General features: G+C 30.4%; 29 protein-coding genes, 1 other RNA gene and 1 pseudogene. 19 read left to right on the forward strand and 12 right to left on the reverse strand.

All coding sequences use genetic code 11. From position 1 onward, the window contains the following. Positions 1 to 8: 8 nt before the first annotated feature. The 5 genes from Q0842_RS13145 to typA form a co-directional block, all read right to left on the reverse strand. The gene (locus Q0842_RS13145) at positions 9 to 1,370 is read right to left on the reverse strand and encodes a sulfatase-like hydrolase/transferase (protein ID WP_298498881.1); all 1,362 of its coding nucleotides are present in this window, start codon (positions 1,368 to 1,370) and stop codon (positions 9 to 11) included. Between the two features lie 248 nt (positions 1,371 to 1,618). Then, positions 1,619 to 2,929 carry an O-antigen translocase gene (locus tag Q0842_RS13150; RefSeq protein ID WP_298498884.1) on the reverse strand — a complete coding sequence of 437 codons (1,311 nt, stop codon included), beginning with the start codon at positions 2,927 to 2,929 and terminating at the stop codon, positions 1,619 to 1,621. Positions 2,930 to 2,961: 32 nt separating this feature from the next. Further along, a complete protein-coding gene (locus Q0842_RS13155) occupies positions 2,962 to 4,263 on the reverse strand; it encodes an O-antigen translocase (protein WP_298498886.1) in 1,302 nt (433 codons plus the stop codon). Between the two features lie 179 nt (positions 4,264 to 4,442). Continuing rightward, entirely contained in the window at positions 4,443 to 4,676 is a 234-nt protein-coding gene (locus tag Q0842_RS13160) for a uroporphyrinogen decarboxylase (protein WP_298498888.1), read from the reverse strand. 1 nt (position 4,677) lies between these two features. Then, a complete protein-coding gene (typA, locus tag Q0842_RS13165) occupies positions 4,678 to 6,477 on the reverse strand; it encodes a translational GTPase TypA (RefSeq protein WP_298498891.1) in 1,800 nt (599 codons plus the stop codon). A gap of 177 nt (positions 6,478 to 6,654) precedes the next feature. On the opposite strand from typA, the gene Q0842_RS13170 reads away from it, so the two are divergent. Both Q0842_RS13170 and kdsA read left to right on the forward strand, forming a co-directional pair. Beyond that, the gene (locus tag Q0842_RS13170) at positions 6,655 to 7,014 is read left to right on the forward strand and encodes a hypothetical protein (RefSeq protein ID WP_298498893.1); all 360 of its coding nucleotides are present in this window, start codon (positions 6,655 to 6,657) and stop codon (positions 7,012 to 7,014) included. A 181-nt stretch (positions 7,015 to 7,195) separates the two neighbouring features. Then, positions 7,196 to 8,014 carry a 3-deoxy-8-phosphooctulonate synthase gene (gene kdsA / locus Q0842_RS13175; protein WP_298498896.1) on the forward strand — a complete coding sequence of 273 codons (819 nt, stop codon included), beginning with the start codon at positions 7,196 to 7,198 and terminating at the stop codon, positions 8,012 to 8,014. A gap of 1 nt (position 8,015) precedes the next feature. Here the strand turns inward: kdsA and Q0842_RS13180 are convergent, their stop codons facing one another. After that, positions 8,016 to 8,384 carry a DUF1801 domain-containing protein gene (locus tag Q0842_RS13180; protein WP_298498899.1) on the reverse strand — a complete coding sequence of 123 codons (369 nt, stop codon included), beginning with the start codon at positions 8,382 to 8,384 and terminating at the stop codon, positions 8,016 to 8,018. A 91-nt stretch (positions 8,385 to 8,475) separates the two neighbouring features. Between Q0842_RS13180 and Q0842_RS13185 the strand changes: the two genes are divergently transcribed. From Q0842_RS13185 to Q0842_RS13210, 6 genes are all read left to right on the forward strand, one after another. Further along, positions 8,476 to 9,087 carry a hypothetical protein gene (locus tag Q0842_RS13185; RefSeq protein ID WP_298498902.1) on the forward strand — a complete coding sequence of 204 codons (612 nt, stop codon included), beginning with the start codon at positions 8,476 to 8,478 and terminating at the stop codon, positions 9,085 to 9,087. Between the two features lie 73 nt (positions 9,088 to 9,160). Beyond that, on the forward strand, positions 9,161 to 9,454 hold the full coding sequence (locus Q0842_RS13190) for a transcriptional regulator (protein ID WP_092851608.1): 294 nt from the start codon (positions 9,161 to 9,163) through the stop codon (positions 9,452 to 9,454). A gap of 54 nt (positions 9,455 to 9,508) precedes the next feature. After that, positions 9,509 to 10,879: a cell envelope integrity protein CreD gene (gene creD, locus Q0842_RS13195; protein ID WP_298498907.1), complete on the forward strand. Its 1,371-nt coding sequence runs from the start codon at positions 9,509 to 9,511 to the stop codon at positions 10,877 to 10,879. Positions 10,880 to 11,062: 183 nt separating this feature from the next. Further along, positions 11,063 to 11,350 carry a hypothetical protein gene (locus tag Q0842_RS13200; protein ID WP_298498910.1) on the forward strand — a complete coding sequence of 96 codons (288 nt, stop codon included), beginning with the start codon at positions 11,063 to 11,065 and terminating at the stop codon, positions 11,348 to 11,350. Then, entirely contained in the window at positions 11,347 to 11,724 is a 378-nt protein-coding gene (locus Q0842_RS13205; RefSeq protein WP_298498913.1) for a DUF2809 domain-containing protein, read from the forward strand. The genes Q0842_RS13200 and Q0842_RS13205 overlap by 4 nt, the downstream gene beginning before the upstream one ends. 83 nt (positions 11,725 to 11,807) lie before the next feature. After that, positions 11,808 to 12,377: a DUF1361 domain-containing protein gene (locus tag Q0842_RS13210; RefSeq protein WP_298498916.1), complete on the forward strand. Its 570-nt coding sequence runs from the start codon at positions 11,808 to 11,810 to the stop codon at positions 12,375 to 12,377. Here Q0842_RS13210 and Q0842_RS13215 read toward each other — a convergent pair. Continuing rightward, complete coding sequence (locus tag Q0842_RS13215) at positions 12,356 to 13,564, reverse strand: NAD(P)-dependent oxidoreductase (protein ID WP_298498919.1); 1,209 nt, start codon at positions 13,562 to 13,564, stop codon at positions 12,356 to 12,358. The two genes, Q0842_RS13210 and Q0842_RS13215, sit on opposite strands and share 22 nt — an antisense overlap. A gap of 231 nt (positions 13,565 to 13,795) precedes the next feature. Between Q0842_RS13215 and ssrA the strand changes: the two genes are divergently transcribed. From ssrA to Q0842_RS13240, 5 genes are all read left to right on the forward strand, one after another. Further along, positions 13,796 to 14,190, forward strand: a transfer-messenger RNA (tmRNA) gene (gene ssrA / locus Q0842_RS13220). A gap of 161 nt (positions 14,191 to 14,351) precedes the next feature. Continuing rightward, positions 14,352 to 14,714, forward strand: coding sequence for a fructose 1,6-bisphosphatase (locus Q0842_RS13225; RefSeq protein WP_298498922.1), 363 nt, complete (start codon positions 14,352 to 14,354; stop codon positions 14,712 to 14,714). 14 nt (positions 14,715 to 14,728) lie between these two features. Continuing rightward, positions 14,729 to 15,547, forward strand: coding sequence for a cell envelope biogenesis protein OmpA (locus Q0842_RS13230; protein WP_298498925.1), 819 nt, complete (start codon positions 14,729 to 14,731; stop codon positions 15,545 to 15,547). Continuing rightward, positions 15,534 to 16,022, forward strand: a complete 489-nt coding sequence (locus Q0842_RS13235; protein WP_298498928.1) for a Rab family GTPase — start codon at positions 15,534 to 15,536, stop codon at positions 16,020 to 16,022. Before Q0842_RS13230 ends, Q0842_RS13235 begins: the two co-directional genes overlap by 14 nt. A gap of 5 nt (positions 16,023 to 16,027) precedes the next feature. Next, entirely contained in the window at positions 16,028 to 17,554 is a 1,527-nt protein-coding gene (locus Q0842_RS13240; RefSeq protein WP_298498931.1) for an ATP-binding protein, read from the forward strand. A 188-nt stretch (positions 17,555 to 17,742) separates the two neighbouring features. Here the strand turns inward: Q0842_RS13240 and Q0842_RS13245 are convergent, their stop codons facing one another. From Q0842_RS13245 to Q0842_RS13265, 5 genes are all read right to left on the reverse strand, one after another. Then, positions 17,743 to 18,012, reverse strand: coding sequence for a hypothetical protein (locus tag Q0842_RS13245; protein ID WP_298498934.1), 270 nt, complete (start codon positions 18,010 to 18,012; stop codon positions 17,743 to 17,745). A 216-nt stretch (positions 18,013 to 18,228) separates the two neighbouring features. Beyond that, the gene (locus tag Q0842_RS13250; protein WP_298498937.1) at positions 18,229 to 18,624 is read right to left on the reverse strand and encodes a rhodanese-like domain-containing protein; all 396 of its coding nucleotides are present in this window, start codon (positions 18,622 to 18,624) and stop codon (positions 18,229 to 18,231) included. Positions 18,625 to 18,636: 12 nt separating this feature from the next. Further along, on the reverse strand, positions 18,637 to 18,951 hold the full coding sequence (locus Q0842_RS13255; RefSeq protein ID WP_298498940.1) for a rhodanese-like domain-containing protein: 315 nt from the start codon (positions 18,949 to 18,951) through the stop codon (positions 18,637 to 18,639). Between the two features lie 106 nt (positions 18,952 to 19,057). Further along, positions 19,058 to 19,675: a thioredoxin family protein gene (locus tag Q0842_RS13260; RefSeq protein ID WP_298498943.1), complete on the reverse strand. Its 618-nt coding sequence runs from the start codon at positions 19,673 to 19,675 to the stop codon at positions 19,058 to 19,060. Between the two features lie 9 nt (positions 19,676 to 19,684). Next, positions 19,685 to 20,230, reverse strand: a complete 546-nt coding sequence (locus Q0842_RS13265) for a TlpA disulfide reductase family protein (protein ID WP_298498946.1) — start codon at positions 20,228 to 20,230, stop codon at positions 19,685 to 19,687. Positions 20,231 to 20,494: 264 nt separating this feature from the next. On the opposite strand from Q0842_RS13265, the gene Q0842_RS13270 reads away from it, so the two are divergent. The 6 genes and pseudogenes from Q0842_RS13270 (at position 20,495) to trpB (ending at position 26,112) form a co-directional block, all read left to right on the forward strand. Then, on the forward strand, positions 20,495 to 21,901 hold the full coding sequence (locus tag Q0842_RS13270; RefSeq protein WP_298498949.1) for an anthranilate synthase component I family protein: 1,407 nt from the start codon (positions 20,495 to 20,497) through the stop codon (positions 21,899 to 21,901). 1 nt (position 21,902) lies between these two features. Continuing rightward, complete coding sequence (locus Q0842_RS13275; protein WP_298498951.1) at positions 21,903 to 22,469, forward strand: aminodeoxychorismate/anthranilate synthase component II; 567 nt, start codon at positions 21,903 to 21,905, stop codon at positions 22,467 to 22,469. Between the two features lie 12 nt (positions 22,470 to 22,481). Continuing rightward, on the forward strand, positions 22,482 to 23,474 hold the full coding sequence (gene trpD, locus Q0842_RS13280) for an anthranilate phosphoribosyltransferase (RefSeq protein ID WP_298498954.1): 993 nt from the start codon (positions 22,482 to 22,484) through the stop codon (positions 23,472 to 23,474). Then, positions 23,474 to 24,259 (forward strand): indole-3-glycerol phosphate synthase TrpC, encoded by a 786-nt coding sequence (gene trpC / locus Q0842_RS13285; RefSeq protein WP_298498957.1) that lies wholly within the window; start codon positions 23,474 to 23,476, stop codon positions 24,257 to 24,259. The genes trpD and trpC overlap by 1 nt, the downstream gene beginning before the upstream one ends. Before the next feature lie 17 nt (positions 24,260 to 24,276). Next, positions 24,277 to 24,879 (forward strand): annotated as a pseudogene (locus Q0842_RS16390) (phosphoribosylanthranilate isomerase); the annotation flags it as partial. Positions 24,880 to 24,930: 51 nt separating this feature from the next. Beyond that, entirely contained in the window at positions 24,931 to 26,112 is a 1,182-nt protein-coding gene (gene trpB / locus Q0842_RS16395) for a tryptophan synthase subunit beta (protein ID WP_366941127.1), read from the forward strand. Positions 26,113 to 26,157 lie beyond the last annotated feature (45 nt).

Below are 26,157 nucleotides of genomic sequence, written 5' to 3' on the forward strand. Positions count from 1 at the left end.
TAATTATATTATTTGAAAAAATCATCAAAATCAATAGTATCAGCAATGAATCTCTTTCGTTCTTTAAAATGATTATTAAAAAGACTTCTAGTGCTATCTACTTCAGCTGATTCGATATTAGTTAAATCGGCAATACTGTGAAATAAATCATCGGTCATATATTTCAATTCTATATCAGAATTCAAGATATTATTTTTTTTATATTTTTCTGAAACCCAAAGTAACATTGGCACTTTATAAATATTCTCTGTAATTACCTGATCTGTAGAATGACCCATAAACTCTAAGCTATCATAAACCTCTTCTCCATGATCAGAAAAATACAAGACAAAACTATTTACATTTAATTTTTTTACTGAATCAATTACCTCTCTAATAATATAATCTAAATACTTAACAGCATTGTCATAAGCATTAATAGTATTATGAGCATCTTCACTTTTAAATTTAGAGAATATAGGAGTATCAACAAAAGTCTTAAAATTATCTGGATATCTTTTTTGATAATCCATATGAGTACCAAGCATATGTAAAAAAATCACTTTCTTTTTAGCTTTTTCCAATAATATATCTTCAAGTTTCTCAACTAAAATCTCATCATAATTAGTACTTTCATCTGGATGTTTTATATTTAAAAAATATGTTTTATCAGCTCCTAAACCTATTTTACTAATTTGAGAATCGTGCAACCCCATAGGTTTTTGATTAGACACCCAGTAAGTTTGGTACTCTGCTTGATTTAATAGTTGAATTATTGACCCATCAAATTTTGCATTAGGATTTTCATAATTACCTAAAGTTAAAGCTTTAGATAGGCTGGCAACCGTATAGCTATTTGGACTTACAACATTATTATATACAATTAAATCATCTTTTATTTCACAAAGTAAAGGTGTTGTATTTCTATAATAATCATAGATACCCATGTGCTTACTTGATGTAGATTCCCCTATTAATATAACATAAACCTGTTGTTCATCTTCATCAAAAGAAGTTGTTTTAACATTATTAAAATTCCCTCTTTTTTTACTGCTATACTTCTCCATTTTTTCAGATTCAACATAGTATTCCATACTAGATTTTACAATCAAATAAGGTAAATTATAGACTACCAATAGTGAGAACTTCAAAAAAATCAGAATACTCACAAATAAAATTGAGGCCTTAATTTTTGAAGGTTTTGACGTTTTAAAAACAAAAGATTTGTTTTTAATGAAGTTAAATAAAACAATAAGTACTAAAATAAACATTACTACTCCAAAAACAATAACTACCTCTTTAACATAAACGTTAATAAACTCTTTAGATTCACCAAGGTTAGAATCTAAGGCCACAAAAATTGCTGATGAACTAAAATTTGTTTTGAACAAGTAATAATAAATGGTTTCAAAACAAATACTAACAGAAAAAATAATATAAGAAACAATAAAAACTAATTTATTTAATCTCTTATTAGAAATTATTAGATTTGGGCAAATCAATAATGTAGCAAATAATAAGTTCTCAATAAGGTTATAAATTATACCATATGAAATCTCATTAAAATAGCAATCGAAAAGAAACGCTAGAATAATGATTATTAAATACCTAAAAAAAATCTTTACAAAAATTTTCATATTTACCCACTAGTATTTTTTTTGTTTTTTTCAAAGTATTCTATAAAATTATGCCTCAAAATAAAAAGCACCACAAACAAAAACAAAATATACCTAACAAAATGTGCTATAACCACACCTTCGGTTCCATAAATATCTATAAAATAAACAGAAAAAAAATAAAATAATAGAACGGATAATGCTTCTGTAAAAATAAAATTACCAATTTGTTTTTTTGCAATAAATTGATAAGATAAAACAAAAGCTATAAACTTAACCAAATCGCCTAATAATTGCCATTTGAATAAGCCAGACATGCCCAAAAACTCACTAGTATACAATGCTTCTATAATAAATTTTCTAAAAATAAATACTAATAGCATTCCAGAAACTAATAAAGGCAATAAGATTTTATAAATCTTGAACACTTCTTTTCTAAAATCGATAGCATTGGAAATTTTTGCATATGCAGGCAAAATATACAACGGAAAAATAGCAGCAGTAAATTGCATATATACTTTTGAAACAGAATTCATAGCTGTCCAATTACCTGCATCTATAATACTTACTTTATCTTCTATTAAATGCCTTATAGCAACATCTGTAATATTAATACAAAAAATAACAACCAATGCCATAACGCTATAAGTAAGAAGTTGCTTTTTAAAGCTTAAACTACATGTTAAAGCTTTTAAATCTATAAAGTTGTAATAGGTTTTAGAGCTAAAAACAATATAAATTAAAAATTGCAATAAAGGTATAATGCTAAAGGCAATAAGGCTTCCCACAAGACCTAGTTTATATGTTAAAAGCACAATTAAAACAGTACTTGTAGCAACGACTAGCAAACCTATTTTAGAGAATAATTTATAGGCAGACACGCCATTTAACAGCGCATACAAAATACCATTAACTCCTATAAAAGGCATTATAAATGCTATAATTTTAAAAATAAAACCATACTCTTTATCTACACCAAAAATGGTGTTATTTAAAGTATCAGACCAGAAAAATAAAACAACAAAAGAAATTACAGAAGCTATAATAGATAAAACAAAAACTGTAGAAAATAGTTGGTTTAGTTGTTTTTTATCATCTTTAAATTCTGAGATATACTTAACCAAACCATTAGAAGTCCCTAAGATTGAAAACTGCTCAAAAAAGCTAATTACATTTTTTAAATTCCCTACTAACGCAATACCTTCTGCTCCAACTAATACTGCCAAAACCTTTTGTGAGATTAAAGAACAAAACATCCTCACTAAAACTAACCCTGTATTAGCAGAAGCTACTTTTAATAATAAATTGCTTTTTATGAAATTTGGTATTTTCAATAATTTAACTTAATAAATTAATTAAAGGTGGTTTATTTCTCTTGGCTTTCTACACCAAAAAGAGAGCTTCCAAAAATGAGTAAAATAATGCCATAATACATAACATAACTAACAAAGTGAGCAATTACAGCCCCTTCTATGTCATCTAATAAATCTATAAAATATACACTTGTGGTATATAGAATTATAACAAGAAAAGCTTCGGTTAAAATATAATGCCAAAACATTTTTTTAGCTAAGAATTGGTAGGCTATTATTATGGATAATATTTTAACAAAATCGCCTAATAATTGCCATAAAAACAAGTCTTCAACAGGTTCAAATTCTTCAGAAAATATAACTAGTACAATATAATGTCTCAATAAATATATTAACAATAAACCTACAACTAAAATGGGTATAATTGTTTTATAAAAACTTAGCACTTCTTTTCTAAATGCTTTTACTCCATCTATCTCAGAAAATCTTGGTAATAAATATAATACTATTAAAGAGCTAACAAACATTAAATAGTAGCTAGATATTCTTGTCATAGCCTCCCAAAAACCCGCATCTTTGTATCCTATATTGTCAATTATATAAGATCTAATTGCAATTGCAACAAAAGGCAACAACACAGCCGTAAATAAGGCCATAAGTGAGTAAGGACTCAATTTTTTAAAAATATCATAACTTACATTACTAATCTTAATTTGATTAACTAGACTCTTTCTATTAATTATACCAACTAGTGTTATTAAAAATATTAATGATTCTGCAATAACAACAGATATTAAAGCACCATCAATTTTGTTTTGATATATTAGAAGTAATGCAATTGATACGCTTAAAATCTGACCAATTATATTTATGATTATAAGGATTTTATACTTTGAAAAACCATTCATTATTGAAAATGAAAACATGTTTAAAGCATAAAAAGGAATAACTATGGCAAATATTCTAATAACATAGGCATAGTCATTATAAGTAGGGAAAATTATATTATTAATCCATTCTGCATTAAAATAGCAAAAAAATGAAACCACAATAGTAGATATAAAACCAGCATAATAAATTGTAGATAGTGTTTTACTTAGCTGTAATGCATCGTCTTTAAAATCTGAAACATATTTAACAACACCTTTGTAAAAGCCAAATGTAGCTATAGTTTGAAAAGCACTAACAAAGTTTCTTAAATTACCTATTAGAGCCAAACCTTCTGCCCCAATAAATATAGCAATAGCTTTTGAAGTAAATATACCGGCTAATATTCTGGTTAAAACTGAGGCCGTTTGCAATGAGGCTATTTTTACTAAAACCTTATTGTTTATATATTGTATTAATTTTTTCAATTAATATACATTTTCCATATTCATATAGTTCTTTACATAGGTTTATGTTATACAAACGCTTTAAAGAACTTATTATTTTCTACAATTTAATGTAGTAACCAAATATACAAAATCATTTTACGTTTATAAGATTTCCTTTATAAAACCGTATGAATTCAATGTAATAAAAAATGATTAGTTTATTTTTTATTTTGTAGTAAGTAATAAATATTAATACCCAATATCGCTAGGTTAGTAATTATTATTGGCTTGGATATGGGTTGAAGTAAAATACCATAAAACACAAATAGTAAACACCCAAAGGAGTTTACTATTCGTAATTTATTTACAGATTTCATTAAGAATGAGACTAATACGGTTGCCATTGCAGCATAACCTACCCACTCTACCCAAGAAATCCCTAAGAATTCCATGTTATATAGATTTGTTTCGTTTACGCTCTACTTCTGTTAAGTAAATTTTACGTAAACGTAAAAAGTTTGGTGTAACCTCTACGTATTCATCTTTCTGAATATATTCTAAAGCTTCTTCTAAAGAAAATTTAATTGCAGGTACAATTTTAGCTTTATCATCTGCTCCAGAAGAACGTACGTTACTTAACTTTTTGGTTTTTGTTACGTTAACTGTCATGTCATCTCCACGAGAGTTTTCTCCAATAACTTGACCTTCGTAAATATCTTCACCCGGATCAACAAAAAACTTACCTCTGTCTTGTAATTTATCAATAGAATAAGGTATTGCTTGCCCTTTCTCCATAGATACTAAACTTCCGTTTTGTCGTTCAGGAATACCTCCTTTTAAAGGCTGATATTCTTTAAAACGGTGAGCCATAATTGCCTCACCAGCAGTAGCCGTTAGTAATTGATTACGTAACCCAATAATACCTCTAGATGGCACTATAAATTCGCAAACCATTCTATCACCTTTAGCTTCCATACTTAACATTTCACCTTTACGTAAGGTTACCATTTCTATAGCTTTACCCGAAACTGTTTCTGGTAAATCAATAGTCATTTCCTCAACAGGCTCACATTTTACGCCATCAATTGTTTTGATAATAACTTGAGGTTGTCCAATTTGTAATTCGTAACCTTCACGACGCATTGTTTCAATTAAAACCGATAAGTGTAATACCCCACGGCCAAAAACCATAAATTTATCTGCACTATCAGTTTCTTCAACTCTAAGAGCTAGGTTTTTTTCTAGTTCTTTACTTAATCTATCTTTTATATGTCTAGATGTTACAAACTTACCGTCTTTACCAAAGAAAGGCGAATCGTTAATAGTAAACAACATACTCATTGTTGGCTCATCTATAGCAATAGTTTTTAAACCTTCAGGATTTTCAAAATCGGCAACAGTATCTCCAATTTCAAAACCTTCAAGACCTACTATTGCACAAATATCTCCCGTTTGTACCTCGTCTACTTTAAGTCTACCTAAACCTTCAAAAACATGTAGTTCTTTAATTTTAGACTTTACAATACTTTTATCTCTTTTTACTAAAGATATGTTTTGCCCTACTTTTAACTCACCACGAGTTAAACGACCAATTGCAATTCTACCTGTAAAAGATGAAAAATCTAAAGATGTAATTAACATCTGCGTTGTTCCCTCTTCAATTTTAGGCTCAGGTATATGCTCAATAACCATATCTAATAATGGCTCAATGTTTTCAGTTTCATTTTTCCAATCGTCACTCATCCAATTATTCTTAGCCGAACCATAAACTGTCGGAAAATCTAATTGCCACTCTTCTGCACCTAACTCAAACATTAAATCGAAAACTTTTTCGTGTACCTCATCTGGTGTACAGTTTTCTTTATCAACTTTATTTACAACCACACAAGGTTTTAAACCTAAATCAATCGCTTTTTGCAAAACAAAACGCGTTTGTGGCATAGGCCCTTCAAAAGCATCAACTAATAACAAAACACCATCTGCCATATTCAATACACGCTCTACCTCTCCACCAAAATCGGCGTGACCAGGAGTATCAATAATATTGATTTTTGTGTCCTTATAAATTACAGATACGTTTTTAGAAGTAATAGTAATACCTCTTTCACGTTCTAAATCGTTATTATCAAGAATTAAATCACCTGTATTTTCGTTTTCACGAAATAACTGGCAGTGATACATAATTTTATCAACCAAGGTAGTTTTACCATGATCTACGTGTGCAATAATTGCAATGTTTTTAATATTAGCCATAATAGTGCCTTATTTTAAGCGCGTGCAAAGGTACGCTATATTTAATTTTAAATCTATTTAATTTAACAAATTACTAAGTAAAAAAGTTAATTATATGTTATAATCATAGTTTTAAAAAACTTTTTTACTGGTTTTAACGTTAAAAACATAAACCTAATCTAATTAATAAATCATATTATGAAACATATATCAAATTACACAAAATTCATCCCATACCTTTATTTTATTGCTATTTCAGCCTACTGGTTTACAATAGTTAATAGAAGTGAAGGCTTAACAGCATATCCCATTTTATTATTTGGAATTCCTTTTTTATGGCAAATTATCAAGCCAAATAAAAACTTAAATTTAACATTAGGAATTTCGTTTGTATGTGTATCATCATATCTAATTCTGGCATATTTATCAGATATACTGCATATTATATCACTTTCTTATCCAATAAAACAACTTATGGTATATGGTGGGCTATTTGTATTTGCCAACTTTATTATGGCATTATGGATTATAAAAAATAGTTTACGCAAAAGATTATAATTTACAATTTGGGCGTTACCACAAGGGTCGGGCTTTCTGTTACAAGTCCTCGCTCGTACCTCGCTGTGGGCTTTCCTCTGCAATCCCTAACGCAAACACATCGGCAAATAGTAATTCTATAGCGCAAGTGTTAAGTTATATTATCTCTTTTCGTAACTTTACAGCTTAAATTTTATAGCACATGCAACTTAGCGAAGTACCTAACATAAAACATACAAATTCCAACAACTTTTTTCTATTATGTGGCCCCTGTGCTATTGAAGGCGAAGATATGGCAATGCGTATCGCCGAAAAAGTAATTACCATTACCAATAAATTAGAAATCCCTTATGTATTTAAAGGAAGTTTTAAAAAAGCAAACCGTAGTAGAATTGATAGTTTTACAGGCATTGGAGATGAAAAAGCATTAAAAATTTTAAGAAAAGTATCTGAAACTTTTAATGTCCCTACAGTAACAGATATTCATGAAGTTTCAGATGCTATAAAGGCTGCCGAATATGTTGATGTTTTACAAATCCCAGCTTTTTTAGTACGCCAAACCGATCTTGTAGTTGCAGCAGCAAAAACAGGAAAAGTTGTCAACTTAAAAAAAGGACAATTTATGAGTCCAGAAGCCATGAAACACGCTGTACAAAAAGTTAAAGATGCTGGCAGCAACAAAGCATGGATAACAGATAGGGGCACCATGTTTGGCTACCAAGATATGATTGTAGATTTTAGAGGCATTCCTACCATGCGTAAAATGGCACCAACTGTTTTAGATGTTACTCATTCATTACAACAACCTAATCAATCTGCTGGGGTAACAGGCGGCAGACCAGATATGATTGAAACTATAGCCAGAGCTGGTATTGTTAACAATGTTGATGGATTATTTATCGAAACACATTTCGATCCTGCAAATGCCAAAAGTGATGGAGCTAATATGCTACATTTGGATAATCTAGAAAGTCTCCTTACTAATTTAGTGGCGATTAGGAAAACGGTTAATAATCTTTAGTTTACTTATTATAAAACGATTTTCCCTTTTGTTTTTCTGCTTCTTTAAGTATTGAAATAAAAATATCCTCATCAATATCTTCTAAAGATGTATAACGCAGCGATTTAACCACTTTACGGTTTTCGCTAACCAAATACGCATCAAATTTATTGAGATATGCCGAATGCCAAAACCCAACATCGACAAATTGTTTTTTATGACTCGCATTTAAGTAACACATAGGCGTTTCTCCTATATAGTAACAAGGTATTCGCCATTTATATTTTAACTCAACTTCAGGAATCGTGTGCTCAATTAACACCTGTATGTGCATTAAAATAGTACGATAAGGCTCTGGTTGATTAAGAATGTATGCTTCAGCTGGATTCATAAACCCTTTTTTTTGTATTTATAAAATTAACTAAAATTTATATAGCAACATTCAAAAATTATTGTTTACTTTGCATTTCAAAGTACTTTATATGGAATCAAAAGATTATCTAAAAGACATAAGCGAAATTAAAAACATGATGAATAAATCATCTCGTTTTATTTCTCTTAGTGGGTTGTCGGGCATACTTGCAGGTATTTATGCTTTAATTGGAGCGGCCATTGCGTATTGGCTAGTAACTACATCGGTTAGAGGTTACTTAATTTTAGATGGAACTATATTTAGAATATGCTTATTTATATTACTCATGGTAGCGTTTTTAAGTATCGTTACAGGAATTATATTAACTACCAAAAAAGCTAAAAAACACGGAGCCAAAATTTGGGATGCCACCTCAAAAAGGCTGGTATATAACTTTTTAATCCCTATGGTTGCTGGTGGGCTTTATATTATAATTATACTTAGCCAAGGCAAATATGGTCATACAGGTGGTTTAATGCTTATTTTTTATGGCTTAGCACTTATAAATGCATCAAAATATAGCATTGGCGATATCCAATATTTAGGGCTTATTCAAATAGCTTTAGGCCTAATTGCTGCGCTGTATCCGGGTTATGGCTTTTGGCTTTGGGTATTAGGCTTTGGAGTTATGCATATTGTTTATGGCACATGGATGCATTTTAAGTATGATGTTAATAAGTAAGTGGTTTACAGTAGCAGTATTCAGTAACTTTGAACTTTAAATTAATTAGATTCCTGCCTACGCAGGAAATAATATGAGTATTATAACCAACATAAATAAAGCATTCGATCATCGTATTAGATTAGGCATCATGTCTATTTTAATGGTAAACGAATATGCCGATTTTAAAATGCTAAAAGAACTTTTAGAAGCTACCGATGGTAATTTGGCTAGCCACACCAAAGCTCTAGAAAAAGCCGAATACATTAAAGTAGAAAAACAATTTATTGGCAGAAAACCAAACACCCGCTACTCTACCACAAATTTAGGCAGAGCAGAATTTAAAAAGCATATTAGCGCACTAGAAAAATTAATAAACAAACAATAACAATTTTTTTTATCATTTTACTTTGAATTTCAAAGTACTTTAAAACAAAATCAAATGGAAACACAAAACAACAATCTGCAGCAAAACAAATTTGGGCATTGGCTTAAAACTTCAATAACAGCAAGAATGCTCATGGTCGGGTTTCTGGTTATCATCTTATTAGTCCCATTATCATATATTAATAGTTTAATAAACGATAGAGCCTTTAGGCAAAAAGATGTGGTAAACGAAATAAATAAAAAATGGGGAAACGATGTTTTAGTTTACGGTCCCATTTTAAAACTTCCCTATAAAACATACAGCGAAACAAAAACCTTTAATGAGAAAACTAAAACCTATTTTAAAGAAACACAAACGCATATTAAGTATGCTTATATATTTCCAGAACACCTCAACGCTATAGTAAATGTAAATTCAAAAACCTTAAAACGAGGTAACTTTGAGTCGGCTGTATTTACTACAACAATGGACTTTACAGGAAACTACATTCCTGTAGATTTAACGGCAAAAGGCATAAAACAGGAAGATATTGTTTGGAACGACGCTTCCATAATTATTAAAACCTCTAACTTAAAAGGCATAAAAAGCGAAGTACAAATAAAACTAGAAGACAAAGCATACAGTTTCGAAACTAATTTTAATCAAAACACTAACAGCCGTCTCGATGTATTAGAATCTGCGCTAATTAAAAACGAAGATATATTCCAAACAAAAAACACGCCTTTTAGCTTCTCTATGACCTTTAATGGCAGCCGCCAAATAGAGTTAATTCCTATTGGAAAAACCACAACCATGCATATGAATTCCAATTGGGCAGACCCAAGTTTTATGGGTAATTACCTACCCAACGACGAAACAAAAAGCATTACAAAAGATGGCTTTAAAGCCGATTGGAAAATACTACATATAAACAGAGCCTTCTCGCAGCAACACCTAAAAAGCATTCCTAAACTAAGTCAGTTTGCTTTCGGAACAAAATTTATGGTCATGGTAGACGAATACCAAAAAAGCGAACGCTCTGCCAAATACGGTTTTCTAGTTATTGGGCTTACCTTTTTAGTATTCTTTCTAATCCAAACGCTAAGTAAAATACACATTCACCCTTTCCAGTATTTAATGATTGGGCTGGCACTAACTATGTTTTACACGCTATTAGTATCCATATCGGAGCACAGTAATTTCCTAAAAGCCTACGTAATTGCCGGCACATCGGTAATTGTACTAATCACTTTATATTCAAAATCCATATTAAAAACATTCAAGTTTCCACTATTTATTGGGCAATCGTTAACAGGACTGTATGCCTTTATTTACGTTATTATTCAGTTGGAAAACTACGCCTTATTAGTTGGCAGCATTGGCTTATTCCTAATACTTGCCATCGTTATGTTTGTATCTCGAAAAATAGATTGGCACAACGGTTAATTGATATAAATTAGTATGTGGGCGTTACCCCGATCCCGATAGCTATCGGGAGGGGTCGCGCTTTATTCGTCATTTTCTATTTTAAATTAATGAACTCATGAATATAAATATTTCACTACTCGCTCCCTCCTACGTCGGGGAGCTCAAACAGACCGTTCAATCGCTAACGCAAAACCCAACAACATGAAAAACTTGATAACAACCAGTAAAACCATTGCTGTTTTAAGCTTTGCCATAGGCACGATTTTGTTTGCTTTACAACTCTACTTTTCAAATTCATACAAGCTAATTTATCCTGGTATTATATTCATTTTTGTTGCTGTAATAATTAATACAATAGCTCTACTTGGTCTATTATTTGGACTAATTGAAAATAAAAACAGGAGCGCGTTATTGCAAGCCATAGGACTAGTATTAACCAACATTCCAATAGCCTTTTTGTATTTCTATATTTTAATTGAAACCTTATGAAACTCAACAAAACATATTTACTACTAACTATACTCTTGTTTACAATAGAAACGCTTATAGCCATTTACCTAAAAACAGGTTTTATTAGGCATACCTTTGGCGATTTTTTATGCGTTATCTTACTTTACTGTTTTTTTAAAACCTTTATAGAAGGCCATCATTTTAAAATTGCAGTAATAGTTTTAGTAATAGCATTTACCGTCGAGTTTTTGCAACTCACCAATTTTCTCGAGCTATTTAATTTGCATAACAACCAACTAGCAAAACTCATTTTAGGCAGTACGTTTCAAATTTCAGATTTAGTGGCTTATACACTTGGTATTATAAGCGTAATAATTTTAGAATATAAAATTTACAAACTATGGATTACATAAAACAGCTCTTTTTGTCCCGATTTAAAACATTTGCTTTAGTTAGTATTTCCATACTATTTAGCATTTTTTTACTCATGATTAGAATGAAGTTAACCTACTCTTTTTTCTACTTGTTTTTAGTATGGAATTTATTTTTAGCCGTTATACCATTTGCCATAACCACATATTTAGTAAGCCTTCCCAAGCTTAATAAATATGTGTTTATACTTTGGTTTTGTATATGGCTGCTTTTTTTACCCAACGCGCCATACATAATAACCGATTTACTACATTTAAAAGTAAGTACCACCCATTTGCTATGGTTGGATATTTTGGTAATTGTGGCCTTTGCATTAACCGGTATTATGCTTTTCTATTTGTCTATTAACGACATGAAAACCATGCTACTAAACCTAACAAATAAAAAGACGGCAAACTACATAAGCTCAACAACCATTTTCCTCTCAGGATTTGGCGTGTATTTAGGTCGGTTTTTACGCTATAATTCTTGGGAAATTATAAGTAACCCTAAAGTTTTGTTTATTGATATTTTAAATATTGCCGTACAACCATTTGACCACCAAGAAGCCTGGTTATTTACTATACTTTTTGGTACTTTTTTATGGATCGGGAATTGGGCTTTTAAAACGTTTTACTCCAACCCATCAACATAATCTTGTAAATATGAAAAACGCTCGGTTAATTTTCCGTTTTCGGTAATTTTGGCACGTTTAAGAATGCCATCGGCATCGTTATTAAAAAAGGCTGGAATAACGTGTTTTAAAAACATCTCGCCAAAACCTTCGCTGGCATCTTGCGGAAGTTCGCATGGTAAATTATCGACTGCCATTACGGTTATGGCATTGTCGTTTTTAAAATCTATTTCGGTTTCGGTGTCTGGATCGTAGCCATAAATAGGATCTGCAATGGTTGATGCTTTTAGTGTTGTTGCTACTGGCCCATCGACATCGCAACTTATATCGGCTACTACTTTTATGTTAAAATCTGCCGATTTTATATCGCTTCTAGTATACAGATATGGTGCACCATCGCCATAAAAGTGTCCAGCTATATAATAATGGGTTACTTTAGCAAATCGCATAAAATCTGACTCATATTTTTCTGGGTGATTAAAAAAATCGAAAACATCCGTTACAGCAGTTTCATCTATTCGTTTATTATAATCTAAGACATCGATTTTACAGTATACAGGCTCGTTAAAGGTCTTATTTAAATAGTCTTGCACAGAAACACGTTTAATGTGCATGGCGTCTAGCATTTCTTGAGCGCCGTTTGCTACTTTTCCGCTTCCGGTTAATAGTATTTTTATGTTTGGTATTTGTAAATTATTGAGCTCGTTTATTAATGCGGCTTGATTTGGTAATGGGCCTGCTTTAGGTAAATTCCAGGTATTGTATTTTAAACCCCAAGCTCGAAACCCGTTGTAAGCACCAACAATTCCTGCATAACGCCCAAAACCTATTAAGCGAAAGCCTTTATTGCTAACTATAGTTTCGTGGTCGTAGAGTTCTATATTTTTTTCTAATACGGCTTTTAATAGCTTACGGTTATAGGGTTGCTTTTTTATGGTATGCGAGAAGAAAAAGTATTTTTTTTTTGGTATTAAGGCATCGATTGGAACTTCTTTTACGCCTAGCATGACATCGCAATCTGAAACATTAGTGCTTACCTCGAACCCGGCATTTTTATACTCTTGATCTGAAAACACACGAATATCTGAGCTTTCCACCTTAAAAGTAGCGTTGGGAAATTGGGTTTTAGCTTGTACTAATTTAGTTGGTGAAAACACCACACGACGATCTGGCGGGTTTTTACGTTCTTTTATGATAGCGAATTTCATAGACTAGTTATTTACTGACACAAATTTATTTTGGTATAAATTTTGAACTAAATGTACTAGTTTTGAAGTGGTATACAAAGTTTTTTGATAACTTTGCTGCCCGCGTTAGGGATGGAGGCTTTGTTGAAGCTCTTTTTGTGTTGTTGCACCTATGCAACACAAAAAAGCGACTGCCGAGAGCCCGACCCTTTTGGGTAACGCCATAATAATTATTACTATTTCATTTAAATTGGGGTCGACTGGTTTTGACAGCGAGATTAATTGAACGGTAAGCACGTCGTGTAATGGCATTGATACACGTTAAAGGCTAGACCAAATTTTAAACGGCGAGAATAACTACGCTTTAGCTGCATAATTCGAATTATAGTAGAATTAGCCTAGGTACACAAGGTGTACAAGCTTTATGTCTCCGGAAAGCCTTGATTGACGGCGTTCCATTTTGAGGCATCGTAAATGTCAATATAGTTTAAGTAGTGCTTTGATGCTTTTACGAAACTTAAGAAGCTAAGTTATAAGTGGGTTGTCTGTAACCAGCTTATAATCGAAAACCCAAGAATAGAATAAACGTGTAGAAAGCTCTTTGGTTACTTGTTTGGACGAGAGTTCGATTCTCTCCGACTCCACAATAAAAAGAGAACAATTTTCAAATTACTTGAAAAACTGTTCTCTTTTTATTTAAAACGCCCATTATTTAAACCTGTAACGGGTTAATTCTAAAAAAATTAAAAATCCATTTAATTTTGTGTTTTTTAGACTACATTTGTATTAATAGCTAATAACCCTGATCATGAAAGAACAAGTAAAAGAAGAAACTAAGGAACCTTTGAATGGCAATTCTAATAATGCTAATTCAAAAATTGACGCCATTAAAGAATTGATTTTTGGTGAGAATATTCAAGCTTATAATTCTGAATTTGAAGCTTTAAAAGCAGATATTTTATCTAAAAAAGAAGAGTTACAAAATTTAATAAGTACAGTTGAATCTGAGCTTTTACAAAATATTGATACTTTAAGTACAGATATAAATATTAGAATTTCTGATCTTGAAAATTCTTTGAATGATAAGATGGACAATCTTGATGATAAAAAAGTAAACCGTAAATTACTTAGCGAACTTTTTATTAAGTTGGGAGAAAAAATTAGTGATTAAACCCTACGACACTAATGAATCAAGATGAAAAACTAAGTATCATTAAAGATATTCTGCTTACTGATGAGCGGGAGTTTGCTTCATCTATTGAAAAAAAAATAAAAATTCTAGAGAAAACCATTAATGAAAAGAAAAACCTATCTACAAAGGTTGATCCTATAATTGATGAAAAGTTAAAAGAATTTATTGAAGAAATCCCAAAATCACTTGGTCCTACAATTACAGAAGCTTTAAAGAAAGAAATTACAAACTCGAAAGATGCTGTAGTAGAAGCACTTTTCCCTATCCTTGGAAAAATGGTGAAAAGGTATGTACAACATGAGATGAAATTGTTGTCTGAAAGAATAAACAATCAAGTAAATAACACTTTTTCTTTTAAACGCTTTTTTAGAAAAGCAAAATCGAAAACTACTGGTATAAATGAATCTGATTTAATCATTCAAGAACAAACCAATACCAAAATTGAACAGGTTATAATTATTGAAAAAGGCTCAGGACTATTATTAGCTGAAATTTCAAAAAACAAAATGGCTGATGAAGATATGGTAGCTGGAATGTTAACCGCTATAAAAAGTTTTGTTGAAGATGCTTTTAAAGAAGAAAGTCAAGATTTACAATATATTGAATATGACCATTATCATATACATCTACAAAACTTCTCTTCTTTTTATATAGCTGTAGTAGTATCTGGTGCATATAATGTTATTTTTAAAGATAAATTAGAAGATAAAATACTGGATTTTACCAGCAAACAAAAAGTATTTGACATCTTAAAAAACAAAAATATACTAAATCAAAAATTAGAAGAATTCTTTAATAATGGCAATATCTAAAAAAATTGTTTTAATAGGGCATTTTGGAGTTGGCAAAACTTCATTAATTAGACGCTTTGTTGAAAATGCTTTTACAGAAGATTACAAAGTTACCATTGGGGTACATATTTCCAAAAAAAACATTGAAATACCTGAAGAAGAAACTGTTTCGTTAATTATTTGGGATTTAGAAGGTCAAGATGATATAAAAAACACCAGACCATCATATCTACTAGGAACTAATGGATTTATTTATGTGTTTGATTTATCTAGACCTGTTACCTTCGAAAATCTAGATTCTGAAGTAACGTATTTAAAAGAAAACTTCCCGAATACGCCAGTTAAAGTTGTTGGAAACAAAATGGATCTAGTAAATAAAGTATATTTATCTGATTACAACGATGTTTTTAAACCACTTGTCGATTTTTATGTAAGTGCTAAAACTGGTAGTAGAGTTGAATTACTTTTTTCTAAATTAGCTAAAGAGTTAATTTAAAAGCCATGCTAGAAGCATATAAAAAGAAATATTATAAAAATAATTTTCAATACATTTTAGTTGACAATTCAGGTAAAATTATAGAAACTGACGATGCTATTTTTCATATAGATGCTAATATACAACTACAAAGCATTCACCCATTTTTTGAAATTTTAAATAATCTATTACAAATTGAAAATGAAAGTTTCGATTTTACTTGTATTAATTTAGATTTTGAAGACAAACTTTTTGTAGTTGACATTACAATACATTCTCATAAAAACAATGAAAACCTCATCATTCTAGAGAATTTAACAAACCACTATAATAACTACCAACTTACTGCCCAAACAAGAAATGAATCCATAATAAATTCTCAGATATTAGAATTAAAAAATGAGTACTTACTAGAAAAGGAAACATTTAAAAACAATTTTATTGCTAATTTTAGTCATCAATTAAGAAACCCAATTACGGCTTCAATAATATTTAGTGATTTATTAATAAATAGTGATTTAAGCTCTGAACAGAAAAACTACCTTGATATAATTCAGTCTGCAAATAAAGATTTAAAAAGCAGGATAGAAGACATTTTAGATATTTCTAAAATTGAATCTGGTAAGTTAATTTTAATTGAAAAAGATTTTAATTTAAAAAAACTTTTAAAAGAGATTAATGATGGCTACAAAATATTAGCTGTAAAAAAAGGCTTAGAATTTAATTTTAATATAGATGATGCTCTCCCTGAATTTATTAAAGGAGACCAATATAGATTAAAACAAATTATTGGCAACCTTCTTAACAACGCTATATCTTTTACAGATAAAGGGTTCATTAATTTTAATATATCCCTAAACTATATTCGTGCAAAAAAAGCAAGTATTCGCATTGAAGTTTGTGATACAGGTTGTGGTATAGAAAAACAAAATATTGATTCCATTTTTGAAAGGTTTACAAAAATTGAATCTGAAACTCAAATTGATAATGGTAATGGACTTGGGCTAGCAATAGTAAAATATTTAATTACTGAAATGAATGGCAGTATTAACGTTGAAAGTGAAATTAATAAAGGTTCAAATTTTACTTGTAACCTTAGTTTTAAACTTTCTTATGAAAGCCATAGTATAAATAAAGTTTTACTAAAAAAGCAATTACCTAGTCTAGAAAAAAAATACCATATCCTATTAGTTGAAGACTCAGATTTAATACAACTCACTATTTTAAAAACATTGGCTGCTACAAATAATTTTTACTTAAATATTATTTCAAAAGGAGAAGAGTTAATAACAAATATTATTAATGAAGATGTAGATTTAATACTTTTAGCAAATACTATTCAAGGTTTTTCTGCAATGAATTTAGCTGCCTCAGTTCGTAGCCTTTCAAAAGAATATAAAAAAACACCCATTATTGTATTGTCTACAAGAGCTTACAAAGATGATATAAAGTTATTTAAACAATCTGGTGTAAATGATGTTATCGCTAAACCTTTTGATGACAAAAAACTTTTAGATACAATATATAAACACCTAAATAAGAAGCGTAAATAAAAACTTGCTTTCAATTTAGTTAGTGACTTATTTAACTGAAGCTTATCTAAATACAAATAAGTCTGCAATTATAATATAATTAATACTAATAAAAGTATAACTTTAGGGCTTTTAGCCTAAATTAAAAAAATAAAAAGAAGCTCCTACAATATATATTATAGGAGCTTCTTTTTTTAAAAAAGATAAAATTAACCAACTTTTTGCTTTTCTTTCATCTTTTTTAACAACATTAATTCATGTTGTATTTCTTCTTTTCTTTCATTAAACTTTCTTACTCTTTCATCAATAAATTCTTGATTTCTAATACGAGCTTGACGTCTTAATTCTGCTTTTTCTAGTTCTTGTTGCTGATACTTTTTTTGCTTCATTTTCTCTCTGGCAACAGAAAGATAAGAAAACCCGTATATGCTCAAAAACAAAAGGCCAATGATACTTAATATGATGATACCGTTATCCATATTATAAATAATTTAAAATGCTATTAATCAATTATTTCTAAAAAATAAACCAAAAAATTAAGATTTTGATAATTTAATGATCTATTTCAATACAAAAAAAAGAAAACTATTTCTGTGTAGAAAATAAAAAAGGTGAAGTACTTAAAAAGTAGTTAAAAGAGCAAAAACAGCTCTATTAAATATAATTTATTGGATCCTTAATTTTTAATTTAAAAATTAGTTAGATTCTACTTTTAATCCTGCTTTTCTCCAATTTATAATTCCACCCTCTAATTCATAGATTTCATTAAAACCTAATTCTTTAAAAATAGAAATACTTCTAGCACTTCGCTTACCGGAACGGCAATAAATATAAACAGGTTTTTTAGTATCTAATAACTCTAAACTATCGGTAAATTTTTCTGAGTTGTAATTGATATTTAGTGCATTACTTATATAACCACTACGAAACTCCTTAAGTGTCCTTACATCTATTAGTTGAATATTTGCATTACTTAAAGAGTCTTTAAATACTTCTGGACTTAACTTTATAGAATTATCATTTGAAATTGACTGGCAACTCGCAATAAAAATTGTAAAAATAAAACAGCTTAAAAAAAATAATCGATTCATAATATTTAATTATTATAAATCTACAACATCACCAGTCCACTCTAACATACCTCCTTCTAGGTTGTAAGCATTTTCAAAGCCTAATTGTTCCATAATTTCACATGCTTTTCCGCTTCTATTTCCAGAACGACAATACACATAGTAATTTTTACTTTTATCAAGCTCTTCAATTTCATTAATAAATTCTTGACCTTTGTAAATATCTAAATGAATGGCATTTTTAATAATTCCTTCTGCAACTTCAGCATCTGTTCTTACATCCAGTATTACAGCATTATCATCTTTAGCTAGCTGCTCTACCCATTCTTCTTGTGTTAAATCTTCCATGTTATTTTTTAAATATTGATGTTGCACAAAATTAATACAACTAAACTTATAGACGAAAAAAAATCCGAAGTATTACACCTCGGATTCATATTAAATTTATAATTGATTAAACTTTAATAGAACAACCAATAGCTTTTGTTTCCTTTTGTTGAACTTCTTCTCCTTTTAATAAGGCATCTACAGCGTTTTCTACAAACTTAACTTTAACTGCAGATGCATCTTTATGGTTATCATCAATAGCTCCAATATACTTAACAATATTTCCTTTATTTGTTTTTTCAAGTATATAAATATGAGGTGTTTTTGTTGCCCCAAATTTTGGGTAAACTTTTTGACCTTCGTCAATTAAATAAGGAAAAGTAAAACCTTTTTCTTCTGCTCTTTTTTTCATTTCTGGCAAAGCATCTCCTGGTTTAACATCTGTATTGTTTGGCATAATAGCAATTACAGGGTAGCCTTTTGCAGCATATTTTTCATTTAATGCTTGTACTCTGTCTTCATACATTACCGCAAACGGACATGTATTACAAGTAAATGTTACAATAAAACCTTTAGCGTCTTTATAATCTGCTAAAGAAACCATATTACCATCTATATTTTTTAAAGAAAAATCTTCGGCAACATCTCCAATTTCATACCCATTGTGTGTGGTTTTGTTAAGAGTAAAAGCACTAATAAAAAGCAAAAGAATTGCGACTGGCACTAATTTGACAAACTTTTTCATATCTCATTTTTAATTTAAAAATTGTTTAACTTCTTTTTCTAATTCTTCATAATTGAATGATTGTTCATAAAACTGTTTTTTATCATTCTTATATATTATGGTAGCTGGTATTGAACCAGACCAATTTTCATCAACTTTAGGAATCCATGTATTCATATCGGCATCATCCAATACAATTACTTTTGATGCTAGTTTATTCTCTTTTATAAAAGGTTTTAGTTTTTTATCATACAAATGCGGAAAATCTAAACTTACTAATATCACTTCAACATTTTTGTTTTTATAATCTGCATTCAACTTTTCAAAAAAAGGAAGCTCCTTTACGCACGGTGCACACCAAGTGGCCCAAAAATTAATGACATAAGTTTTATCATCTTTCTTATTTAAAAAATCTTCAAAGCCTAAATAATCATATATTTCAAGTTCTATATCACCTGAAACATCTTCATTCTTGGCAACTTTTTCTGTAGTTTGATTATCTACTTTAGCTGTTTTATTTTTTTCTTTACAGCCTACCATTAAAAGAATGGCAACAATTAATACATTTAACTTCATAAGCATAAAATTAATTAATACTTCTTTGCATTTCCTATAGTTTAACAAACTTTTATGTAAAAAATGTTTCAAAGTTTTGTGTATAACTATTTTCATTTCTATATTTGAACCAGTTAAAACAATAAAATGAACACAATTTTAAATAATACTTGGTGGTGGTGCTTTCGAAACTAATATTCGTGAAGTAAAACCCTAGTATATTTAAAACTTAAAATATTCAAAAGGCTTGTCATTCACGACAAGCCTTTTTTTATATAAAACAAAATGAAAAAATTTAGTCTTTATACACATCACAAACGTATTTTAACAGATACCATTACACCTGTAACTGTTTATTATAAAATACGCGATAAATATCCTAATAGTATCTTATTAGAAAGTGGCGATTATCATAGAAGTCACAAAAACTTCTCATATATATGCTTTAACCCTATTGCTACAATTAAGGTAGAAAACGAAGTGATTACGGAAACCTTTCCTGATGGAAGCACAACCTCTTTAGATATTACAGAAGATATTAATGTAGCTGATGAAATTCATAAATTCACAAAGCGCTTTGATACTAAATCTGAAGAAAATTTTAAATTCATTAATAATGGTATTTTTGGATATACAGCTTATGATGCTGTAAGATATTTTGAAGATGTAGAAATTAGTAAAAAGGATGATTCTGTAGTCATTCCAGACATGTATTATGCAGTTTATCAAAACATAATAGCGATTAATCACTTTAAAAACGAAGCGTATATTTTTGCTCATTGTTTTGAAGACACACCCAACAACATTGATACTATTGACAAATTAATTAATGTTCAAAATTTTGCATCATATAAATTCAACTCTAAAGGTAATATTAAATCTAATTTAACTGATGATGAGTTTAGAGAACATGTTGAAGTAGCAAGAAAGCATTGCCAACGTGGAGATGTATTTCAATTAGTTTTATCTAGACGTTTTTCTCAAGAATTTACGGGCGACGAATTTAATATTTATCGTGCTTTAAGAAGTATAAACCCTTCGCCTTACTTATTCTATTTTGATTATGGCGATTTTAAGATATTTGGAAGCTCGCCTGAGGCACAACTTATTGTTGATGATGGTTTAGCTGAAATTCATCCAATAGCTGGAACTTTTAAAAGAACCGGAGATGAACAAAAAGACGAAATTTTAGCAGAAAAGCTAAAAAAAGATGACAAAGAAAATGCCGAACACGTCATGCTTGTTGATTTGGCCCGAAATGATTTAAGCAGGCATGGTAGTGGTGTAAAAGTTGTAACGTATCGTGAAGTTCAGTTTTTCTCTCACGTTATACATTTAGTAAGTAAAGTTACAGGACAAAAGCACGACAAAACCTCAACTATGCAAGTAGTAGCAGACACGTTTCCTGCTGGTACATTAAGTGGCGCACCAAAACATAGAGCCATGCAATTAATTGAGCAATATGAAAAAACAAGCCGTAGTTTTTACGGTGGTGCCATTGGTTTTATGGATTTTGATGGTAATTTTAATCATGCCATTATGATTCGTACGTTTTTAAGTAAAGATTACAAACTAAATTGGCAAGCAGGTGCTGGATTAGTTTCAAAATCTAATCAAGAAAATGAGTTACAGGAAGTTTATAATAAACTAGGAGCATTAACTAAAGCTATTAAATTAGCAGAAGATATTTAACATGAAAAAAGTATTAGTTATAGATAATTACGACAGTTTTACATACAATCTTGTACATTATTTAGAAGATTTAAATTGTGATGTAACGGTGGTAAGAAACGACAAATTAGCATTAGAAGATATTAAGCCTTTTGATAAAATTGTATTATCACCAGGACCTGGAATACCTGATGAAGCTGGGTTATTAAAACCTATTATTGAAAGATATGCTTCATCAAAAAGTATATTAGGTGTTTGTCTTGGGCAACAAGCTATAGGCGAAGTTTTTGGAGGTTCACTTATCAATTTAGACGAAGTTTATCATGGTGTAGCTACCAATGTTACTATTAGTGTTGATGACGAATATATTTTTAAAGATTTAGATAAAAACATTGAGGTTGGTCGTTACCATTCTTGGGTAGTAAATCCAAATTTACCAGATAGTTTGGAAGCTACTTCTTTTGATGCCAACGGACAAGTAATGTCTTTAAGACATAAAATCTATGATGTAAGAGGTGTACAATACCATCCAGAATCTGTTTTAACACCAGATGGTAAAAAGATATTAGAAAACTGGATTAATAATTAGTTATTAGTTAGAATGAAAGATATACTTAATAGATTAATAAATCATGAAACCATTTCAAGCGAAGAGGCTAAACAGGTTATCGTAAACATATCTAACGATATGTATAACCCAAGTCAAATAACATGCTTTTTATCGGTTTTCATGATGCGAAGTATTACAATAGAAGAATTAAAAGGCTTTAGAGATGCCCTACTTGAACTTTGTGTATCAATAAACCTTGACGAATTCAATGCTATAGATATTGTTGGAACTGGCGGCGATGGTAAAAACACATTTAATATCTCAACCCTATCTTCTTTTATTACTGCAGGTGCTGGAGTAAACGTTTCCAAACATGGTAATTATGGTGTGTCATCAACATCTGGCTCATCAAATGTTATGGAGCATTTAGGTGTAAAGTTTTCAAACAACCAAGATTTTTTAAAACGCTGTTTAGACCAAGCAGGCATATGTATTTTACATGCACCATTGTTTCATCCTGCTATGAAAAACGTAGCTCCTATAAGAAGAGAATTAGGAGTTAAAACCTTTTTTAATATGTTAGGCCCATTGGTTAATCCTTCGTTTCCTAAAAATCATGTACTTGGCGTTTTTAGTCTAGAGGTTTTACGACTTTATAGTTTTTTATTTCAAAACACAGCTAATAATTATAACATTGTTTATGCTTTAGATGGTTATGATGAAATATCATTAACAGGAAAAGCAAAAATTATTTCAAATCATACAGAAAAACTTTTTTCACCAGAAGATTTAGGCGTTTCAAAAATTAAACAAGAAGCTATTTTTGGTGGAAATACCGTAAAAGATGCTGCAACTATTTTTGTTGATATAATTAGTGGGAAAGGAACCGAAGCCCAAAATAACGTGGTTTGTGCTAATGCAGGATTAGCTATTGCCACTTCAAAACAAATTTCACACCAAGAAGGCTTTGAAATAGCAAAAAAATCTTTGTTTTCGGGCAAAGCAAAAATGAGCTTAGATAAATTGATTGAGTTAAGTAAATAATGAATATACTAGACAAAATAACAATAGATAAACGCAAAGAAGTCGCGCTTCGTAAAAGTTTAATACCTGTTTCGCAACTAGAAAAATCTGTTTTATTTGAAAGACAAACTGTTTCGCTTGCTAACAATTTGCGTAACAGTAAATCAGGAATTATTGCAGAACACAAACGTCGTTCACCATCAAAATCTGTAATAAACAACAGTTTAAATGTGCAAGACGTAGCAAAAGGATACCAAGATGCAGGTGTTTGCGGCATGTCTGTTTTAACAGACGGCAAATACTTTGGTGGTTCACTAGATGATTTACTTACCGCAAGAGCTAGTTGTAATCTACCTCTATTAAGAAAGGAGTTTATTATTGACGAATATCAAATGTTAGAAGCTAAAGCTTACGGTGCAGATGTTATTCTGCTTATTGCAGCTATTCTATCAAGAGATGAAATAAAACAATTTTCTGAGTTTGCTAAAAGCTTAAAACTTGATGTGTTATTAGAAGTACATAATGAAGAAGAATTACATAAATCTGTAATGCCAAGTCTAGACATGCTAGGTGTAAATAATAGGAATTTAAAAACCTTTAATGTTAGTTTAGAAACCAGTAAAAACTTAAGCAAATTAATTCCAAATGATTTTGTAAAAGTATCAGAAAGCGGCATCAGTAGTATAGAAGCTATAAAAGAATTACAGCCCTTTGGTTATCAAGGTTTTTTAATAGGAGAAAACTTTATGAAAACTGATAACCCAGGAGCTAGTGCCACTACATTCATTAAAACTTTAGAGCAATGAGACTAAAAGTTTGCGGCATGAAATACCAAGAAAATATAGAACAAGTTGCAACATTGCAACCAGATTATCTTGGTTTTATATTTTATGAAAATTCCGCTCGTAACTTTGATTCTAAAAACATTCCTAAAGTAAATAAATCTATAAAAAAAACTGGAGTTTTTGTTGATGCATCAATTGATTTTGTGATTGAAAAAATAAACAACCACAACTTACAAGCTGTACAATTACACGGCAAAGAATCACCAGAAAATTGTAACGATTTAAAACATCGTCATGCTGAACTTGATTCAGCCCCGTATCCTTTAGAAATCATTAAAGTATTTTCAATAAAAGATGAATTTGATTTTAGTGTTTTAAAACCTTATGAAAAATCTGCAGATTATTTCCTATTCGACACAAAAGGTAAACTACCTGGTGGTAATGGCTATACCTTTAATTGGAATGTATTAAATAACTACCCTTCAACGAAACCTTATTTTTTAAGCGGTGGTATAGGAATTAATGAAATTGAAGACATTAAAAGATTTGCAAAAAATAAAGCATCAAAATATTGTTATGCTTTAGATGTAAATAGCAAATTTGAAATAGAACCTGGTTTAAAAAACATTTCAATTTTAAAAGAATTTAAAAAGAACCTCAGCGAGGTCTTAGAAAATAAAAAAGAAAAAGCTATGAATTATAATGTAAACGAAAAAGGCTATTATGGCGAATTTGGAGGTGCATTCATTCCAGAAATGCTATATCCAAATGTAGAAGAGTTACGCCAAAACTATTTAAAAGTAATGGACGAACCAGAATTTAAAAAAGAGTTCGATAAACTTTTAAAAGACTATGTTGGCCGCCCTTCTCCACTCTATTTCGCTAAACGTCTTTCAGAAAAATATAATACAAAAATATATTTAAAACGTGAGGATTTAAACCATACGGGGGCACACAAAATAAACAATACAATTGGCCAGATTTTAATGGCACAACGTTTAGGAAAAACTAGAATTATTGCAGAAACTGGTGCAGGACAACATGGCGTTGCTACAGCAACAGTTTGTGCCTTAATGGGTCTTGAATGTATTGTCTATATGGGAGAAATTGATATAGCACGTCAAGCACCAAACGTAGCTAGAATGAAAATGCTAGGCGCAAAAGTAGTACCGGCACTATCAGGAAGTCGCACTTTAAAAGATGCTACCAACGAAGCTATTCGCGATTGGATTAATAATCCTGTAAACACGCATTATATTATTGGTTCTGCAATTGGTCCGCATCCATACCCAGATATGGTAACAAGATTTCAATCGGTTATTTCAGAAGAAATTAAATGGCAATTAAAAGAGCAAGAAGGCAGAGAAAACCCCGATTATGTAGTAGCTTGTATTGGTGGCGGTAGTAACGCTGCAGGAACCTATTACCACTATTTGCACGAACCAGATGTTGGTATTGTAGCAGTAGAAGCTGCTGGTTTAGGTATAGATTCTGGTGAGAGCGCAGCAACTTCTGTTTTAGGAAAAGAAGGTATTATTCATGGTTGTAAAACCCTATTAATGCAAACTACAGATGGACAAATTACCGAACCATATTCTATTTCAGCAGGGCTTGATTACCCTGGCGTAGGCCCAATGCATGCCCATTTATCTAAAACAGGCAGAGCCGAATTTATGTCCATTACAGATAGTGATGCTATGGAAGCTGGCTTAGAACTTTCAAAACTAGAAGGCATAATTCCTGCCATTGAAACATCGCATGCATTAGCAATATTTAAGCATAAAACATTTAAACCCGATGATGTTGTGGTTATGAGTTTGTCTGGTCGAGGCGATAAAGATTTACAAAACTATATAGAGTATTTTAAAATATAAATTATGGGCGTTACCACAAGGGTCGGGCTTTACGCTATATCTTTT

Source organism: uncultured Algibacter sp., assembly GCF_947495675.1.
In the GTDB taxonomy this organism is placed as follows: Bacteria; Bacteroidota; Bacteroidia; order Flavobacteriales; family Flavobacteriaceae; genus Algibacter_B.

What these genes read in the sequence shown, in the direction of transcription:
- Q0842_RS13160 (WP_298498888.1), bottom strand. Translation starts at nt 4,676, where the DNA reads ATGGAATTCTTAGGGATTTCTTGGGTAGAGTGGGTAGGTTATGCTGCA.
- typA (WP_298498891.1), bottom strand. Translation starts at nt 6,477, where the DNA reads ATGGCTAATATTAAAAACATTGCAATTATTGCACACGTAGATCATGGT.
- Q0842_RS13170 (WP_298498893.1), top strand. Translation starts at nt 6,655, where the DNA reads ATGAAACATATATCAAATTACACAAAATTCATCCCATACCTTTATTTT.
- kdsA (WP_298498896.1), top strand. Translation starts at nt 7,196, where the DNA reads ATGCAACTTAGCGAAGTACCTAACATAAAACATACAAATTCCAACAAC.
- Q0842_RS13180 (WP_298498899.1), bottom strand. Translation starts at nt 8,384, where the DNA reads ATGAATCCAGCTGAAGCATACATTCTTAATCAACCAGAGCCTTATCGT.
- Q0842_RS13185 (WP_298498902.1), top strand. Translation starts at nt 8,476, where the DNA reads ATGGAATCAAAAGATTATCTAAAAGACATAAGCGAAATTAAAAACATG.
- Q0842_RS13190 (WP_092851608.1), top strand. Translation starts at nt 9,161, where the DNA reads ATGAGTATTATAACCAACATAAATAAAGCATTCGATCATCGTATTAGA.
- creD (WP_298498907.1), top strand. Translation starts at nt 9,509, where the DNA reads ATGGAAACACAAAACAACAATCTGCAGCAAAACAAATTTGGGCATTGG.
- Q0842_RS13200 (WP_298498910.1), top strand. Translation starts at nt 11,063, where the DNA reads ATGAAAAACTTGATAACAACCAGTAAAACCATTGCTGTTTTAAGCTTT.
- Q0842_RS13205 (WP_298498913.1), top strand. Translation starts at nt 11,347, where the DNA reads ATGAAACTCAACAAAACATATTTACTACTAACTATACTCTTGTTTACA.
- Q0842_RS13210 (WP_298498916.1), top strand. Translation starts at nt 11,808, where the DNA reads ATGAAGTTAACCTACTCTTTTTTCTACTTGTTTTTAGTATGGAATTTA.
- Q0842_RS13215 (WP_298498919.1), bottom strand. Translation starts at nt 13,564, where the DNA reads ATGAAATTCGCTATCATAAAAGAACGTAAAAACCCGCCAGATCGTCGT.
- Q0842_RS13225 (WP_298498922.1), top strand. Translation starts at nt 14,352, where the DNA reads ATGAAAGAACAAGTAAAAGAAGAAACTAAGGAACCTTTGAATGGCAAT.
- Q0842_RS13230 (WP_298498925.1), top strand. Translation starts at nt 14,729, where the DNA reads ATGAATCAAGATGAAAAACTAAGTATCATTAAAGATATTCTGCTTACT.
- Q0842_RS13235 (WP_298498928.1), top strand. Translation starts at nt 15,534, where the DNA reads ATGGCAATATCTAAAAAAATTGTTTTAATAGGGCATTTTGGAGTTGGC.
- Q0842_RS13240 (WP_298498931.1), top strand. Translation starts at nt 16,028, where the DNA reads ATGCTAGAAGCATATAAAAAGAAATATTATAAAAATAATTTTCAATAC.
- Q0842_RS13245 (WP_298498934.1), bottom strand. Translation starts at nt 18,012, where the DNA reads ATGGATAACGGTATCATCATATTAAGTATCATTGGCCTTTTGTTTTTG.
- Q0842_RS13250 (WP_298498937.1), bottom strand. Translation starts at nt 18,624, where the DNA reads ATGAATCGATTATTTTTTTTAAGCTGTTTTATTTTTACAATTTTTATT.
- Q0842_RS13255 (WP_298498940.1), bottom strand. Translation starts at nt 18,951, where the DNA reads ATGGAAGATTTAACACAAGAAGAATGGGTAGAGCAGCTAGCTAAAGAT.
- Q0842_RS13260 (WP_298498943.1), bottom strand. Translation starts at nt 19,675, where the DNA reads ATGAAAAAGTTTGTCAAATTAGTGCCAGTCGCAATTCTTTTGCTTTTT.
- Q0842_RS13265 (WP_298498946.1), bottom strand. Translation starts at nt 20,230, where the DNA reads ATGAAGTTAAATGTATTAATTGTTGCCATTCTTTTAATGGTAGGCTGT.
- Q0842_RS13270 (WP_298498949.1), top strand. Translation starts at nt 20,495, where the DNA reads ATGAAAAAATTTAGTCTTTATACACATCACAAACGTATTTTAACAGAT.
- Q0842_RS13275 (WP_298498951.1), top strand. Translation starts at nt 21,903, where the DNA reads ATGAAAAAAGTATTAGTTATAGATAATTACGACAGTTTTACATACAAT.
- trpD (WP_298498954.1), top strand. Translation starts at nt 22,482, where the DNA reads ATGAAAGATATACTTAATAGATTAATAAATCATGAAACCATTTCAAGC.
- trpC (WP_298498957.1), top strand. Translation starts at nt 23,474, where the DNA reads ATGAATATACTAGACAAAATAACAATAGATAAACGCAAAGAAGTCGCG.
- trpB (WP_366941127.1), top strand. Translation starts at nt 24,931, where the DNA reads ATGAATTATAATGTAAACGAAAAAGGCTATTATGGCGAATTTGGAGGT.